This window comes from Sulfitobacter sp. SK025, from assembly GCF_003352105.1.
GTDB lineage: Bacteria > Pseudomonadota > Alphaproteobacteria > Rhodobacterales > Rhodobacteraceae > Sulfitobacter > Sulfitobacter pontiacus.
Genome location: NZ_CP025808.1, coordinates 948,309 through 963,516 on the forward strand (window position 1 = coordinate 948,309; position 15,208 = coordinate 963,516).

The following is a 15,208-nucleotide window of genomic DNA, read 5'->3' on the forward strand; positions in this document are numbered from 1 at the left end:
TTTACCCTGAGGGTGGCCATCTGGCAATCCCTGACCCGCGTGCCTATGTTAGAGCTTAACGACAGGTGAAGGCGGGCACGGGCTTTGGTACTCTCAAGAATTGCCGATGGCATATGGCGGCAGGTGGAAAATGTGCAGGACGGCGTGTCCGAGACGTTTTTCGAGCCTGTGATCCGTCTGGGCGTGACCGGTTTGGCGCGCTCCGGCAAGACCGTGTTTATCACCTCGCTTGTGGCGAACCTGCTGGATCGCGGGCGGATGCCGGGGCTGCTTGCGGCCTCCGAAGGGCGGATCGAGGCGGCGTTCTTGCAGCCGCAGCCCGACGATACCGTGCCGCGGTTCGAATATGAAAACCACCTTGCTGCGCTGACGGGGCCCACGCCGCATTGGCCCGACAGCACCCGCGCCATATCTGAGCTGCGCCTGTCCTTGCGGGTGCGGCCAAACGGCTTGCTTGCGGGGTTTCAGGGGCCGCGCACGGTGCATCTTGATATCGTGGATTACCCCGGCGAATGGCTGCTGGATCTGGCGCTGATGGATGTGGATTATGCCACGTGGTCGGCGCAGGTGCTGGCGCGGATCGCCAACCGCGAAGAGGCCGCGGGCTACCGCGCGCTGGTGGAGGGGATCGACCCCGAGGCGGCGTTGGACGAACCCGTGGCTCAAGCGCTGGCCGCCAGCTTTGCCGAGTATCTGCAAACGGCACGTGCGAATGGCTATTCCGACTGCACACCGGGGCGGTTCCTGCTGCCCGGTGATCTGGCCGGATCGCCGGTGCTGACCTTTGCGCCCCTGCCGGGCGGCGAGGGGCCGCGCGGGTCACTGCTACGCGAGATGGCGCGGCGGTTCGAGGCGTATAAGCGGCGGGTGGTCAAACCGTTCTTTCGCGATCACTTTGCGCGGATCAACCGGCAGGTTGTGCTGGTGGATGCGCTTGGCGCGATCAATCAGGGCCCCCGTGCGGTCGAGGATCTGCGCGCTGCCATGAGCGATATCCTTGGCAGCTTCAAACCCGGACGCAACGGATTTCTGACGCAGCTTTTGCGCGGCAAACGGGTCGAGAAAATCCTCTTTGCCGCGACCAAGGCCGACCATTTGCACCACAGTCAGCACGCCAGCCTCACCGCGATCATGGAGGCGCTGACACGTGATGCCCGCGACCGCGCGCGCTTTGCGGGGGCTCAGACATCGGCCATGTCGCTGGCGTCTTTGCGTGCCACGACCGAAGCCACAATGACGCACAACGGCGAAACCCTAGAGGTCGTGCGCGGCAGCCTGCTGGATACCGGCAAAGAGGCCGCGTTTTATCCCGGCGAACTACCCAAAGACCCGGCACATCTTCTAAGTCCGGCGCGGGCGGGGGCGAAAAAATGGCTGGATCAGGATTATCAGATCATGCGTTTCGCGCCTGCTCGGCTGAACCTGCGCCCCGGTGACGGGCCACCGCATATCCGTCTGGACCGCGCGGCGGAATTCCTGATCGGGGATCGTCTGTGACCGGTGACGATGTGACCATCGCACCCGCGCGGGTGCTGGATGCCGGCCGCCTGTCAGAGGTGATGGCCTGCGCCAATGCAGACCACGATTGGCTGCCTCAGGCCCACAGCCGCGCAGAAGAGATCGGCACACTGGGCGACATGATTGATGTGGGCTGGGTGCAGGTGGCGCGGACCGAGGGGCATGTTGTGGGCTTTCTTGCACGGCGTGCGGCCGAGATTCACGGGCTGTATCTGCACCCCAAGGCCCAAGGCAAAGGCATCGCGCAGCGTTTGCTGAACGGGGCCAAGGCGCAAAGCGATCGGCTCGCGCTGTGGAGTTTCGAGGCGAACCTGCGTGCGTCGCGGTTCTACCGTGCCGCGGGCTTTATCGAGGTGGCGCGCAGCGACGGGGCAGGCAATGATTTCGGGCTGCCCGATGTACGGTTTGAGTGGATGAAAGGGGCGGCGTGATGGCCAAGGGTCCGGTGCTATTCGATCTTGAAGAAGACACAACCGCGCGGCCTTCGGTATCGGATGCGCCGCCGGTGCCCGATGTGGGGGCACCCGCGCCGCAAGGGCAGGCGATGCAGATCGCGGCACGGCTGGCCGCGCGCAAGCCGTCAAAGCTGGTGCGTCTGTTCTGGTGGCTGCTGACCACGCTGATCGGCGCGCTGGTGTCCATTGCCGCGTGGAACTTTATCATGGGGCTTCTGGCGAGCTATCCGCTGTTGGGGATGGTGATGACCGTGCTTATTGGTGCGGTGCTGTTGGTTCTGGTACTGCTCTGTCTGCGTGAATTGGCGGCGTTTAGCCGTTTGGCGCGGCTTGACGGTTTGCATCACGATGTGGGCGAGGCGCTGGCGCAGAATGATCTGACGGCGGCGCGGGCTGTGACGGACCGGCTGGTCGGCCTGTATCAGGGCCGCGAGGATACCCGCTGGGGCCGCGACCGTCTGGCAGAGCTGCGCGGCGATCAGTTGGATGCGCAGACCTTGCTGGCGCTGACCGAGGCAGAGCTGTTAGGCCCTCTCGACATCGCCGCCAGCCGCGAGGTCGAGGCGGCGGCCCGTCAGGTCGCGACGGTGACAGCGCTGGTGCCCCTGGCGCTGGCCGATGTGGTCGCGGCGATGACCAGCAACCTGCGCATGATCCGCCGCGTCGCCGAGATATACGGCGGGCGCTCGGGCTTCTTTGGGTCGTGGCGTCTGACGCGGGTGGTGCTGTCGCATCTGGTGGCGACAGGGGCCGTGGCAGTGGGCGACGACATGCTGGAACCGATCCTTGGCGGAACGATGCTGGCAAAACTGTCGCGCCGCTTTGGCGAAGGGCTGGTGAACGGTGCGTTGACTGCCCGCGTTGGCGTCGCCGCGATGGAGGTTTGTCGCCCCATGCCGTTCTCGGAAGCGCGCCGCCCCAAGGTGCGCAGCATCATCAAACGCGCGCTGTCGGGGCTGTTTTCCAAAGGCAGCTAGATGCCGGGGCGAGGGGGCTTGTCGGTCGATCTGCTGCGGCCTATAAGGCTGCATATGACCCGGAACTCCGCGATCATTATTCGAATTATTTTCCCGGCGCTCTGATTGACGAGACGCCGGGCAGAGGTGCTTGAGTTTTTCGCACCGCATCCGAAGATTCACCATTCCGAAATACCGTTGCCAAAGGACGCCCGCCATGTGCGCCGACACCCCCGAAACGCTTGACTATAAATCCACGCTGAACCTGCCAAAAACCGATTTCCCGATGCGCGCGGGCCTGCCCAAACGCGAACCCGAATGGCTGGAGCGGTGGGAAAAGATCGGCGTCTATGACCGCCTGCGCGAAAAGCAGGGGCGCAAGCCCTTTACGCTGCACGACGGCCCGCCCTATGCGAATGGCAACCTGCATATCGGCCACGCGCTGAACAAGACGATCAAGGATATGATCGTGCGGTCGCACCAGATGATGGGCTTTGACGCGCGCTATATCCCCGGTTGGGATTGCCACGGTCTGCCCATCGAATGGAAGATCGAGGAACAGTACCGCCAGAAGGGCCGCGACAAGGACGATGTGCCGATCAATGATTTCCGCGCCGAATGCCGCAAGTTCGCCGCCGGCTGGGTCGATGTCCAGCGCGAGGAATTCAAACGTCTGGGCATCACCGGCAACTGGGCTGATCCCTATCTGACGATGGATTTCCACGCGGAGCGTGTGATCGCCGAAGAGTTCATGAAGTTCCTGATGAACGGCACGCTTTATCAAGGCTCCAAGCCCGTGATGTGGTCGCCGGTTGAAAAGACCGCGCTGGCCGAGGCCGAGGTCGAATACCACGACAAGGAAAGCTTTACGATCTGGGTGAAGTTCAAGGTTGTTGGCACGGATGACGCCAGCCTTGACGGCGCTCACGTCGTGATCTGGACCACGACGCCCTGGACCATGCCGTCCAACAAGGCCGTCGTCTATGGCGAAGATATCTCTTACGGTCTGTACGAAGTCACCGGCCGCCCCGAGGAATCCTGGGTCACCATCGGTGATCGCTATCTGCTGTCGGACAGCATGGCGATGGATGTGTTCGGGCGTGCGCGTCTGGATGACACCATGGTGCGCCGTTTGCGGGATGTGACGCAGGACGAGCTGGCAAAGATTAAGCTGCAGCACCCGCTGGCGGGGGCCGAAGGCAGCAATGGCGAATGGGACGATCTGCGCGACTTCCGCGCCGCTGATTTCGTGACCGACACCGAAGGCACGGGCTTTGTCCATTGTGCGCCGTCGCATGGTCTTGAGGAATATGAACTTTACCGCGGTCTGGGGATGCTGGATCAGGTGATCACCTATAACGTGGTCGAAGACGGGTCTTTCCGCGCCGATCTGCCGTTCTTTGGCGGCAAGAAGATCCTCAAGCCCAACGGCAAGGAAGGCGACGCCAACACGGCCGTGATCAACAAGCTGGTCGAGGTCGGCGGGCTGCTGGCGCGCGGCAAGATCAAGCACAGCTATCCGCATTCCTGGCGCTCCAAGGCTCCGGTCATCTACCGCAACACGCCGCAGTGGTTTGCCGCGATCGACCGTCCCGTTGGCGACGGGCAGGACACATTCGGCAAGACCATCCGTGAACGCGCCCTGACCGAGATCGACAACGTCAACTGGGTGCCCAAAAAGGGCCGCAACCGTCTGCATTCGATGATGGAGGCACGCCCTGACTGGGTGCTGTCGCGTCAACGGGCCTGGGGCGTGCCGCTGACCTGCTTTACCAAAAACGGCGCGCTGCCAACGGATGAAGACTTCTTGCTGCGCAACCCAGAGGTCAACCAGCGCATTGTCGAAGCGTTCGAGGCTGACGGTGCGGATGTCTGGTACGAAGATGGCGCGAAAGAGCGGTTCCTTGGCGGCATCGTGAACCCCGACGACTATACCCAAGTGTTTGACATTCTGGACGTGTGGTTCGATTCCGGTTCGACCCACGCCTTCGTTCTGCGCGACCGTGAGGATGGCTCGGAAGACGGTATCGCGGATGTCTATATGGAAGGCACGGACCAGCACCGCGGTTGGTTCCATTCGTCGCTGCTGCAATCCGTGGGCACCACGGGCCGCGCGCCTTATCGTAACGTGGTGACGCATGGGTTCACGCTGGATGAGAAGGGCATGAAGATGTCCAAATCCATCGGCAACACCATCGTTCCCGAAAAGGTCGTGCAGCAATATGGCGCGGATATCCTGCGTCTGTGGGTGGCGCAGACGGACTATACTGCGGATCAGCGGATCGGGCCGGAAATCCTGAAAGGCACCGCCGACAGCTACCGCCGTCTGCGCAACACCATGCGTTATATGCTGGGCGCTCTGTCGGACTTTACCGATGCCGACCGGACAGAGCCTGCAGATATGCCAGAGCTTGAACGCTGGGTGCTGCACCGTGTAGCTGAACTGGATCAGGTCGTGCGCGAAGGCTATGCGCGCTACGACTTCCAAGGCGTGTTCCAGGCGGTGTTCACCTTCGCCACCGTTGATCTGTCCGCGTTCTATTTCGACGTGCGCAAGGATGCGCTGTATTGCGACGGCGACACGCTGCGCCGCCGTGCTGCGCGCACGGTGCTGGATATCCTGTTCCACCGTCTGACGACGTGGCTGGCCCCTGTGCTGGTGTTCACCATGGAAGAAGTCTGGCTTGAACGGTTCCCCGGCGACGAAAGCTCGGTTCACCTGACGGATATCCCTGAAACGCCCAAGGCGTGGCTGGATGCCGATCTGGCGGCAAAATGGGCCAAGGTGCGTGCCGCGCGGCGGGTTGTGACCTCGGCTTTGGAAGTGCAGCGGGTCGAGAAGGTCATCGGGGCCTCGCTTGAGGCCGCACCTATGGTGTTTGTTGCCGATGACGCTCAGCGGGCGGCGCTTGAAAGCGTTGCGTTCGAGGATGTCTGTATCACGTCAGCCATTGCCATCACCGGCGATGACGCCCCGGCAGAGGCGTTCCGTATGCCAGAGACCGACGGCGTTGCCGTGGTGTTCGAGAAAGCGTCGGGCGAGAAATGCGCACGCTGCTGGAAGGTACTGCCGGATGTCGGCACCCATGATCACGCGGGCGTTTGTGCCCGGTGTGACGAGGCTGTGTCCTAAGATGACGCCGCGCCGCTTGATCCGGAAACTCGGGTGAAGCGGCGCAGCGTCCCCACGCGCTTTGGCACCTTGGTCGTGACCGAGGATACGGGCGCGATTACCCACCTGCATTGGGGGCAGGATACCCTTCATCAAGACAAAAGCGCACTGCTGGATGAGGCGGAGGCGCAGCTGCGTGCCTATGATGCGGGGCGGCGGACACAGTTCATTTTGCCACTGCGCATTGGCGGAAGTGCCACGTTGCAAGCGGTCTGCGCCGAGATGTCGGAGATCCCCTTTGGCGATACAGTGACCTACGGCGACATCGCGACCAAACTGGCGATCCCGGCGCAAGTGGTGGGGCAGGCCTGCGGGCAGAATCCTGTACCTGTCATTGTGCCGTGCCACCGTGTGATGGGGGCTAAGGGGTTGACCGGATACTCGGGTGCTGGCGGGGTAGAGACCAAGATCGCCCTGCTACGCCACGAAGGGGCGGCGGGACTGCTTATCTAGTTTAGAGGTTTCGTGCTGCTGCCTTGGCCCTGCGCGCCTGTATCAGGCCTCGCGGTCGTAAAGATGCTGCTGCGCGACACCGGCAAACATCAGATAGACGCTGGTGATGATCAGGCCCCAATGGGCCCAGCTTTGCGGGTGAAAATCGACCCACGCGGCCCAACCGGCAAAGAAGGTCCAGCCCAATGCCATGGGCAGGGTGACCACGCGCCAACGCTCTGTCCGGACGGGGTGCACGAATTTCAGCGGGGCGAACATGGTAATGGCCAAGACCGTGACAAGCACCAGCGACACCCACCATGGCGGCGACAGGGCAAAGAGCACCAGTACCAGCATGTTCCAGCATCCGGGGAAGCCCCAGAACGAGTTGTCCTTGGTTTTCATGCGTGTGTCGCAGAAATACATGGCGCTGGTGAAGGTGACGATGATGATCATGACCCAACCGCTCCACCCGTCCATGAGGCCGGAATGGAATAGCGCAAAGGCCGGAATAAACACATAGGTGAGATAATCGATGATCAGATCAAGCAGCACGCCGTCGAATTCGGGCGCGTTGGTTTTTACGTCGTATTTACGCGCCAGCGGCCCGTCGATCCCGTCGACAAAGAAGGCGACAACCAGCCAGAGAAACATCATATCCCAGCGTTCGTCGGCGGCAGCAAGCATGGCCAGCATGGCGAAAATCGCACCCGTCGCAGTGAACAGATGGACTAGAAGGGCACGGGAATGAATATTCATATGCGACAGATGACAAATCTTTTCGACGGATGCAAAAGGAAAAGCGTGTGTTGCCGCGCAGGCTTGGGTTGACCCCGCTCGCGATTCCGCCTAAAGCCAGCAAACCAATTTCAGGGTTTGCCGTAGCGCGGCCCATATGGGTATTGCACCGGATCGCCGGAAATGCCCCGCAGCAAAAGGATAGACCCATGTCGCGCGTTTGCGAATTGACCGGAAAAGGCCCGATGACGGGCAACAACGTAAGCCACGCCAAGAACCGTACACGTCGTCGGTTCTTGCCAAACCTGAACGATGTCACCCTGCAGTCCGAAGCACTGGGCCGCGGTTTCAAGTTCCGCATCTCGGCAGCTGCTTTGCGCACTGTTGACCACCGCGGTGGCTTGGACAAGTTCATGGCGAAGGCTAAGGACACTGAACTGTCCGTCAACGCGTTGAAAGTTAAGAAAGCAATTGCAAAGTCCAGCGCCACAGCCGAAGCGCTGTCGTAAGACTTTCCAATCGTTACGATGTTGTAGCCCTGGCCCTCGGCCGGGGCTGCGTCGTTTTGGGCTGGTGCTTTTTCAAGCGCTTCGTCTAGGGTGCGGCCCATGATCCTGCGTTCCCTCTCGGCTTTGGTTCTGGCGTTGATGCTGGCCCTCACGGGTCAAAGCATGGCTGTCGCGCGCGGGGCCTCTGCGGCTACGGGGCAGATGGTGTTGTGCACCGGTGCGGGCCCTGTAGCGATTTATGTGGATGCGCAGGGCAAGCCGACCTCGGCCCCGCATATCTGCCCCGATTCGGCGCTTAACGTTGCAATGGCAGGCGCGGTGGTTCTGGCGGCCGCACCGATGCGGATCGTGACTTTTGTCGCGCCGGCGGTGCATGTCCTGACAGCCGATGTGCCGCGACGTAAAACGCGCCACGACCCAAGGGCCCCGCCTGTCGCTGTCTGTCCCACACCCTTCACAGACATTTTGAATATGACGACAGGATATCCCAATGACACCTGCTTTGCTGACCCGCGCTGTCTGCGCATTGTTTCTCTTTTCCGCCCCTCTCGCTGCCGAGGGCATCATGGTAGATGACGCCTACATCCGCAGCTCGACCGCGAAATCCACCTCCGGTGCGGCGTTTATGGTGGTGATGAACCACTCTGGCGCGGATGACCGTTTGATCGGGGCGTCCTCTGACGTGGCCGAGAAGGTCGAATTGCATTCCCACACCTCTGACGACAATGGCGTCATGCGGATGGGCGAGATCGAAGGCGGCGTGGCCATTGCGGCGGATGACATGCACGCCTTCAAACGCGGCGGCGACCACCTGATGTTCATGGGCCTGAAAGGCCCGCTGGAGCAGGGCGCGATGGTGCCCGTCACACTTGAGTTCGAAAAAGCCGGTGCGGTCGAGATCGAGGTGATGGTCGATCAGGACCGTAAGCCGAACCATGGCAAGATGAAGCATGACCACGGTGATATGAAGCACGACCGCGGTGATATGGATCACACCGGTCACGAGATGCCGAAAGACTGAGCCTTTTCGCCCCCATGAATGGTAGCGGCCCGATCTGTGTTAAAACGCGGGCCGTTGCTGGGGTGGGGCGCTCAAGAGTTGCTCCACCCAATCGGTGACCACACGTGTCGCCGGACCGGTGCGGTGTTCGGCGAACTGGTTCCCCACGGCCGAACGTTCGAGGTTCAGCTCTACCGTATGGGCCCCGTTGCGCCGCGCCTCTGCCACGAAACCGGCGGCGGGGTAGACGTTGCCAGAGGTGCCGATGGCTGCAAAGATATCGGCCTCGGCCAGATGGTCAAAAATCTCGTCCATGTCATAGGGCATTTCGCCGAACCAAACGATGTCGGGCCGCGCGGCTGGGGCATTGCAGGCGGGGCAGGGATCACCAACGGCCATGACCATAGGTGCGGGCCAACGGTGGTCGCAGGCAGCGCAGAGCGCCGAATTCAGCGCGCCGTGCATATGGATCACCCGCGCGCCGCCCTGTTCGTGCAGATCATCGACATTCTGCGTCACAATCACCACCTGTCCGGCATAATTCGCCTGCAGTCTGGCCAGCGCTTGATGCGCGGCGTTCGGTGATACCTCTGCCGCCTGTTTGCGGCGACCGTTATAGAAATCCACAACCAGTTGCGGGTCGCGGGCAAAGCCTTCGGGAGTGGCGACGTCCTCGACCCGGTGCTGCGCCCAAAGCCCGTCTTCGGCGCGGAAGGTATCAATGCCGCTTTCCGCAGAAATGCCCGCGCCGGTCAGAATGACGATCTTGCTCATGTCAGCCCCTTTGTTTTACGCGCCAAGTGAACCAGCCGCGCAGCTTTTGCGCAAGCGGTCAGCCCTCTAACGCCTCGAAGCTGGAAGAAAGCCACGGCAACTGCGCCACCGTTGGCGCGATCATGTGGGACCGAAGCAGTTGCCGCATCGTGTCGGCAATATTCTGCGGCACCGGCCCCGTCCAGTCTGACCCCGCAAACAGCGAGATCTGTCGCGTTAATCCGGGCGTGGGGAGCGGGTGCACCGCAAGCTGCTGGTGAAACCGCTCTGCGCGGCAATAGCCGAAGGGCGTCGTGATGGCCCAGCCGATGCCCCGTGCCACCATCGCCATCAGGGCGAGATGGCTGCCGATCTCGAATTGCGAAGGCAGGGTGATATTGCTGCGCGTCAGGTGGTTGTTGATCTGGTCGGCGATCAACTGGTCTGCCGCGTACTTAACGAAGGGCAGGGCGGATCGCCCCGTCATCAGCGCGGCGCTGTCGCCGTCAAAGCTGGCGGGGGTGACGATCACAAAGGGATCGCGGGCCAGAGGAATCTCGATCAGCCCGCTTTTGGCATCCCCGCTGGTGGCGGCAATGGCGATATGAAGCGATTTGTCCTGCACCGACTGGATCAGCCCCTTGCTGCCGTCGGTCACCATGCGAAAGCGACAGCCTGCCATACTGTCGGCCAGTAGGGTCGCCAGACGCGGGGTGACATCGTTGTCAAAGTCGTCGATCACGCCAAGGCTCAGGTCGCTGAGGTTGGCAAGATCCATGACCGTCAGCTCGGATTGCGCGAGCCGGATATGGGTCAGCGCCGCGCCGCTGTGCCGCAGAAAGCTTTCGCCCGCCGCGGTCAGGCGCATGGGGCGCGTGCTATGGTCGATCAGGGCGGTGCCCATGGCGGCTTCTAGGTTGCTGATCTGCTGGCTCACGGCGGGTTGGCTTAACCCTGTCAGCGTCGCGGCCTGTGCGACCGATCCACGGCTGGCCAAAGCCTCGAACACCTCTATACCGCGCAGGGTGATGCCCTTTTTAATCATGATGCTCGCCCCCTTCGTTCTTTCCAATTTTGTGAAGCATGCCCGATAAATTGGCAAGCTTGTCGCGGATCATGCACCCATAGTTTCACAAAAGTGAAATGAGCCCTGGGGTGGGGTGGTGGTACTTGAAGCTTGGCTGCGCGCGGCGCACCATAAGGGAAATCACGCACCCGGAGGCCCCATGAAAATCGCAACCGCCGCATACCCGCTGGATGTCCTGACCAGCTGGGCGCAATATGAAGACAAGCTTGCAGGCTGGGTCGCGACGGCGGCCGCCAGCGGGGCAGAGCTGTTGGTTTTTCCCGAATATGGCGCGATGGAGTTGGCGACGCTCGCTGGCCTTGACGTGGCGGGCAATCTTGAGGCGTCGCTGTTTGCAGTCTCTGACCGGTTGGCGGATGCGGATGCGGCGCATCAAAAGCTGGCGGCGGAATATGGCGTGCATATCGTTGCGGCATCGGGGCCCGCGGTGACGCCTGCCGCTGCCCGTCCGGTGAACCGCGCACGTCTGATCACCCCTTCAGGTCAAGTCGGGGTGCAGGACAAGCAGATCATGACCCGATTCGAACGCGAGGTCTGGGGCGTCGTCGGCGGGGAGCCTCTGCGCATCTTTGAGACAACATTGGGCAAGATCAGCATCCTCATCTGCTATGATAGCGAGTTTCCCCTGCTGGGCCGTGCTCTTGCCGATTGCGACATCATCGCCGTGCCGAGCGTGACGGAGGCGCTGGCAGGCTATTGGCGTGTCCGTATCGGATCCATGGCGCGGGCACTGGAAAATCAATGCGTTACGGCCATGTCATCCTGCATCGGCCCTGCGGATTGGTCAGAGGCGCTTGGCACATCTTACGGGGCAGGCGGCATCTTCTGCCCGCCGGATGTGGGCTTTCCATCCACCGGTGTCCTTGCCGCCGCAGAGATCAACGTGCCCGGCTGGACCTTCGCCGAGGTCGACATCGCCCAGATCAGCCGCGTGCGCGCAGACGGGGTGGTGTTGAACCGAAACCACTGGGAGGATCAGTTCGGGCGTGACGCAACGGCCATAAACGTGCCTTTGATGTGAATACCCCTTGAAAAAAGGGAAAATTGCGCCCATTTAAGCCTGCGTCCTGAAATTGCAGGGCAAAGTGTTCAAGGAGAGACCATGGCCAAGGAAGACACGCTCGAATTCCCCGGTATCGTGAAAGAACTTCTGCCGAACGCGACGTTCCGGGTCGAGCTTGAAAACGGCCATGAGATCATCGCACATACGGCAGGAAAGATGCGCAAGAACCGCATCCGTGTTCTGGCTGGCGATAAGGTACAGGTGGAAATGACCCCCTATGATCTGAGCAAAGGCCGGATCAATTACCGCTTTAAATAATACGCTTTTCCGAGAATCACCTGGTGGTTTTCGGGCAGCGATCTAGGATCGCATATGAGTTTTATCCTCGGATCAGGAAGTCCGCGCCGCAAGGAATTGCTGGCGCAAATCGGCGTCGTGCCTGACGATATTCGCGCGCCCGATATCGACGAAACCCCCCATGCCGCCGAACTGCCGCGCCCCTATTGTGCGCGTATGGCCCGTGAAAAAGCCGCCGCGGTGCAGGCGGGGGCCGATGATATCGTGCTGTGTGCCGATACCACCGTCGCGGTGGGGCGGCGAATCCTGGGCAAACCCGCGGATGAAGCAGAGACGATCCGTTTCCTGCGCCTCATGTCGGGGCGTCGCCACAAGGTTATCACGGCAGTCGCGGTCAAGCGCGGCGACAAGCTGTGGCAGCGCGATGTGGTCAGCACCGTCCGCATGAAACGACTGTCGGACGCCGAGATCACGGCCTATCTGGCAACCGGGGACTGGCAGGGCAAAGCCGGCGGCTATGGTATTCAGGGCCCGGCAGGTGCCCTTATCCCGTGGATCAGCGGATCATTCACCGGCATTGTCGGCCTGCCACTGGCCGAAACCGCAAACCTGCTGCGTGCTGCAGGATATGTTTTCGCAGGAGAGACCTCATGAAGGGCCGTACGATCGTTCTGGACCATTTTGGCGACATCGAAGCCGCCGCGCTGATCGTGGACGGCAAGCTGGATGACCTTCTGATCGACAGCGACGGCCCGCGCCCCGGCACGATCTACCGCGCCATCGCGGATCGTCCGGTCAAGGGGCAGGGGGGGATGTTCCTGAAAACGCCCGACGGCTCTGCGTTTCTGCGCCAGATCAAGGGGCTCGCACCGGGGCAACCCATTCTCGTGCAGGTGTCCGGCTATGCTGAACCCGGCAAGGCCGTTCCCGTCACCCAGAAGCTGCTGTTCAAAAGCCGCTATGCTATCGTGACGCCAGGCGCACCCGGCACCAATATCTCGCGTAGTATCCGCGACGAGGAAGAACGCGACCGGCTGCTCGAAATCGCGCACGAAGCGTCCGACGGGGCCGCACATGGCCTGATTCTCCGGTCCTCTTGCGCTGGCGCGGATGCCGATGACATCGCCGATGATATCGACGCGATGCTGGCGCTGGCGGACAAGGTATTGGACGACCCATCCACCGACATGGAGGTCCTGTCCGAAGGCGATGGTCCGCATATTCTGGCTTGGCGCGACTGGGTCGAGCCCGCCGACGTCGTGACCGACCCAGGTGGTTTTGAAACCCATGGCGTGTTGGACACTGTCGACAGCCTCTCGCAGCCGCGCGTCGCGCTTGACGGTGGTGCCTTTCTGTTTGTGGAACCCACCCGTGCGTTGGTGGCCGTTGATGTGAACACCGGTGCGGACGTGTCCCTTGCTGCCGGGATCAAAGCGAATATGGCCTGTGCCCGCGCCTTGCCCCGTGCCCTGCGTCTGCGCGGGTTGGGCGGGCAGATCACGCTTGACCTTGCGCCCATGCCCAAAAAAGATCGCCGCCCGTTCGAGACCGCGTTGCGCCAGGCCTTCCGCGCCGACGACGTGGAAACGACGCTGGTCGGCTGGACCCCGCTGGGCCACTACGAACTGCAACGCAAACGCGCCCGTATGCCTTTGGCCGAGGTTCTGAAGTGACCTGCCCGATCTGCGACCGTGAAACCTCTCCCAAGTATCGCCCCTTCTGTTCCGGGCGCTGCGCTGACGTGGATCTGGCCAAGTGGCTGAACGGCAGCTACGCGACCCCCAGCCGCGACCCCCAGGATATCGAGGCCGCAATCGAAGCCACCGAGGCCGCTTTGAACGCCCCCGACAAGCCGCATTAGAATTTTCCGAAAAAACCTTTGCCAAACATGGCAAAACCCTCTGGACACCCCCGCCGCAAACTCCTAGAACCCGCACACCCGACCACTACGGTGGTCTCCGGTGCCCGGGTAGCTCAGGGGTAGAGCAGTGGATTGAAAATCCTCGTGTCGGTGGTTCGATTCCGCCCCTGGGCACCATTTAAACAGCTAACACATTGGTAATGCTTCAGCTTTTAGCCACTGCTAGGAGCCGTAGACCATGTCGGAGACCATTTGCCCCCCGTTCACTTTCGTTAAGGGTGGGGTCTATTACTTCAGCCGACGCATTCCGAAAGAGCTGAAGTCTCATTATTTGGCGCAGGCCACGACCAAACCACCGGCTGTTCAAACCCGTGCAACTGTCACTCCCTTTGTAAGGGCGGCCCACCCGCCGTTTGCCTCAGCCCGAGCCAAAGCTTCCGATCATTTCGGGTCCGCCAAGGCGACGCTCAGCGGAACCGAAGCCATTTGAACTACCATCCAAGGCCAAGCTCATCACGAGTATCCGGGTGTCGGAGAGGAGATCCAGTTTAAGTGGCTACGTGGCAGCTTTGTCCCGCGTTGGGTCAGTTCGGCCCGCATCACGTTTTGCTCTTGCAGCAAAGGTCGGCAATGTCGGCTGCGACCGCAGCATCGAAGGACTGGGACGGATGTGGGCTCTGGGCCGTTCGCTGCGTCCGACACGATGGGTGGCTTATGCACTTTGACGGTAGGTGCGAAGATTCCCTATAAAGGTAGGGAGATCGGCTATTTAGCTTTAGATCGCCGAACGAACGGAGAATTTGCCCCGCAACCCTTCGCTTACGTCATCGCGCGCTGGCGGCGGCGTTGTTGGGTTGACCACAGACGGTACACCTCAAGAACGGCCAGAGGCGCAAAATGCACGAGAGCCGCGCCGACGCCGCCCCAATCGTGCAGGGCAGCCCAGTGGATGAGGGTTAGTATAGCCGCAGCATAGACAAACTGCTGTAGCTTTTTCCACGACCGCCCAAGGCGGCGCACCCATGCGTCTGTCGACGTAACAGCCAATGGCACAAAGATAAGAAAGGCGATCCAGCCGGTCCAGATGTACAGCTTTGATACCTCGTTGCCAGTGAAGGCTATGGCGCCTTCATCAATGAGGTAAAGCACCGTGTGGGCCAGCGCGTAGAAGAACGCGGCCACGCCAAGATAGCGCCGACGCTTCATCAGCCAGCGCGGCCAGCTCGCATCGCGAAAAAGCATCATCAGCGGGGTGATCATCATCGCGATGATCATGAACCGCGCGGCGAACTCACCGGTGGGATGCAAAAGAGTTTTGACCGCGTCCGGCGCGCCGGAGGTCAGGCCAAGGGTCATTGGAATGGCGGGGAGGCTCAAGAGCGCCCAGAAGGTGAGGGGGTGATCCCATGTGGATTTCAGCACGCAAA

The 15,208-nt window shown here is 61.5% G+C and carries 17 protein-coding genes and 1 tRNA gene; 14 read left to right on the top strand and 4 right to left on the bottom strand.

Annotated features, from left to right (window positions below):
* Nucleotides 1–84: 84 nt before the first annotated feature.
* From C1J04_RS04545 to C1J04_RS04565, 5 genes are all read left to right on the top strand, one after another.
* Nucleotides 85–1,497, top strand: a complete 1,413-nt coding sequence (locus tag C1J04_RS04545; RefSeq protein ID WP_174226597.1) for a YcjX family protein — start codon at nt 85–87, stop codon at nt 1,495–1,497.
* Complete coding sequence (locus C1J04_RS04550; RefSeq protein WP_005851714.1) at nt 1,494–1,949, top strand: GNAT family N-acetyltransferase; 456 nt, start codon at nt 1,494–1,496, stop codon at nt 1,947–1,949. Before C1J04_RS04545 ends, C1J04_RS04550 begins: the two co-directional genes overlap by 4 nt.
* Nucleotides 1,949–2,950: a YcjF family protein gene (locus tag C1J04_RS04555; protein WP_009826149.1), complete on the top strand. Its 1,002-nt coding sequence runs from the start codon at nt 1,949–1,951 to the stop codon at nt 2,948–2,950. The genes C1J04_RS04550 and C1J04_RS04555 overlap by 1 nt, the downstream gene beginning before the upstream one ends.
* Before the next feature lie 196 nt (nt 2,951–3,146).
* Complete coding sequence (gene ileS / locus C1J04_RS04560; RefSeq protein WP_009826150.1) at nt 3,147–6,062, top strand: isoleucine--tRNA ligase; 2,916 nt, start codon at nt 3,147–3,149, stop codon at nt 6,060–6,062.
* Between the two features lie 33 nt (nt 6,063–6,095).
* On the top strand, nt 6,096–6,554 hold the full coding sequence (locus C1J04_RS04565) for a methylated-DNA--[protein]-cysteine S-methyltransferase (protein WP_009826151.1): 459 nt from the start codon (nt 6,096–6,098) through the stop codon (nt 6,552–6,554).
* Nucleotides 6,555–6,596: 42 nt separating this feature from the next.
* Here the strand turns inward: C1J04_RS04565 and C1J04_RS04570 are convergent, their stop codons facing one another.
* Nucleotides 6,597–7,292: a CDP-alcohol phosphatidyltransferase family protein gene (locus C1J04_RS04570; protein WP_009826152.1), complete on the bottom strand. Its 696-nt coding sequence runs from the start codon at nt 7,290–7,292 to the stop codon at nt 6,597–6,599.
* Nucleotides 7,293–7,480: 188 nt separating this feature from the next.
* Here C1J04_RS04570 and rpmB point away from each other — a divergent pair, with 188 nt between their 5' ends.
* The 3 genes from rpmB to C1J04_RS04585 all read left to right on the top strand — a co-directional run bounded on the left by rpmB (nt 7,481) and on the right by C1J04_RS04585 (nt 8,801).
* Entirely contained in the window at nt 7,481–7,780 is a 300-nt protein-coding gene (gene rpmB / locus C1J04_RS04575) for a 50S ribosomal protein L28 (RefSeq protein WP_005851725.1), read from the top strand.
* 99 nt (nt 7,781–7,879) lie between these two features.
* Entirely contained in the window at nt 7,880–8,356 is a 477-nt protein-coding gene (locus tag C1J04_RS04580) for a hypothetical protein (RefSeq protein WP_009826153.1), read from the top strand.
* Nucleotides 8,271–8,801, top strand: coding sequence for a copper chaperone PCu(A)C (locus C1J04_RS04585; RefSeq protein WP_037954180.1), 531 nt, complete (start codon nt 8,271–8,273; stop codon nt 8,799–8,801). The genes C1J04_RS04580 and C1J04_RS04585 overlap by 86 nt, the downstream gene beginning before the upstream one ends.
* A gap of 39 nt (nt 8,802–8,840) precedes the next feature.
* On the opposite strand, the gene C1J04_RS04590 is transcribed toward C1J04_RS04585, so the two are convergent.
* Nucleotides 8,841–9,554, bottom strand: coding sequence for an NAD-dependent deacylase (locus C1J04_RS04590; RefSeq protein ID WP_009826155.1), 714 nt, complete (start codon nt 9,552–9,554; stop codon nt 8,841–8,843).
* 58 nt (nt 9,555–9,612) lie between these two features.
* Entirely contained in the window at nt 9,613–10,578 is a 966-nt protein-coding gene (locus tag C1J04_RS04595) for a LysR family transcriptional regulator (RefSeq protein WP_009826156.1), read from the bottom strand.
* 181 nt (nt 10,579–10,759) lie between these two features.
* Here C1J04_RS04595 and C1J04_RS04600 point away from each other — a divergent pair, with 181 nt between their 5' ends.
* The 6 genes from C1J04_RS04600 to C1J04_RS04625 all read left to right on the top strand — a co-directional run bounded on the left by C1J04_RS04600 (nt 10,760) and on the right by C1J04_RS04625 (nt 13,958).
* Nucleotides 10,760–11,641, top strand: a complete 882-nt coding sequence (locus C1J04_RS04600) for a carbon-nitrogen hydrolase family protein (protein WP_009826158.1) — start codon at nt 10,760–10,762, stop codon at nt 11,639–11,641.
* Nucleotides 11,642–11,722: 81 nt separating this feature from the next.
* A complete protein-coding gene (infA, locus tag C1J04_RS04605) occupies nt 11,723–11,941 on the top strand; it encodes a translation initiation factor IF-1 (RefSeq protein ID WP_005851736.1) in 219 nt (72 codons plus the stop codon).
* A 54-nt stretch (nt 11,942–11,995) separates the two neighbouring features.
* Complete coding sequence (locus C1J04_RS04610) at nt 11,996–12,574, top strand: Maf family protein (RefSeq protein ID WP_009826159.1); 579 nt, start codon at nt 11,996–11,998, stop codon at nt 12,572–12,574.
* Complete coding sequence (locus C1J04_RS04615; protein WP_114865253.1) at nt 12,571–13,593, top strand: ribonuclease E/G; 1,023 nt, start codon at nt 12,571–12,573, stop codon at nt 13,591–13,593. The genes C1J04_RS04610 and C1J04_RS04615 overlap by 4 nt, the downstream gene beginning before the upstream one ends.
* The gene (locus C1J04_RS04620) at nt 13,590–13,781 is read left to right on the top strand and encodes a DNA gyrase inhibitor YacG (RefSeq protein ID WP_009826161.1); all 192 of its coding nucleotides are present in this window, start codon (nt 13,590–13,592) and stop codon (nt 13,779–13,781) included. The genes C1J04_RS04615 and C1J04_RS04620 overlap by 4 nt, the downstream gene beginning before the upstream one ends.
* 102 nt (nt 13,782–13,883) lie before the next feature.
* Nucleotides 13,884–13,958, top strand: a tRNA-Phe gene (locus C1J04_RS04625).
* 642 nt (nt 13,959–14,600) lie between these two features.
* Here the strand turns inward: C1J04_RS04625 and C1J04_RS04635 are convergent.
* Complete coding sequence (locus tag C1J04_RS04635; RefSeq protein WP_050766220.1) at nt 14,601–15,203, bottom strand: sulfite oxidase heme-binding subunit YedZ; 603 nt, start codon at nt 15,201–15,203, stop codon at nt 14,601–14,603.
* Nucleotides 15,204–15,208: the final 5 nt, after the last annotated feature.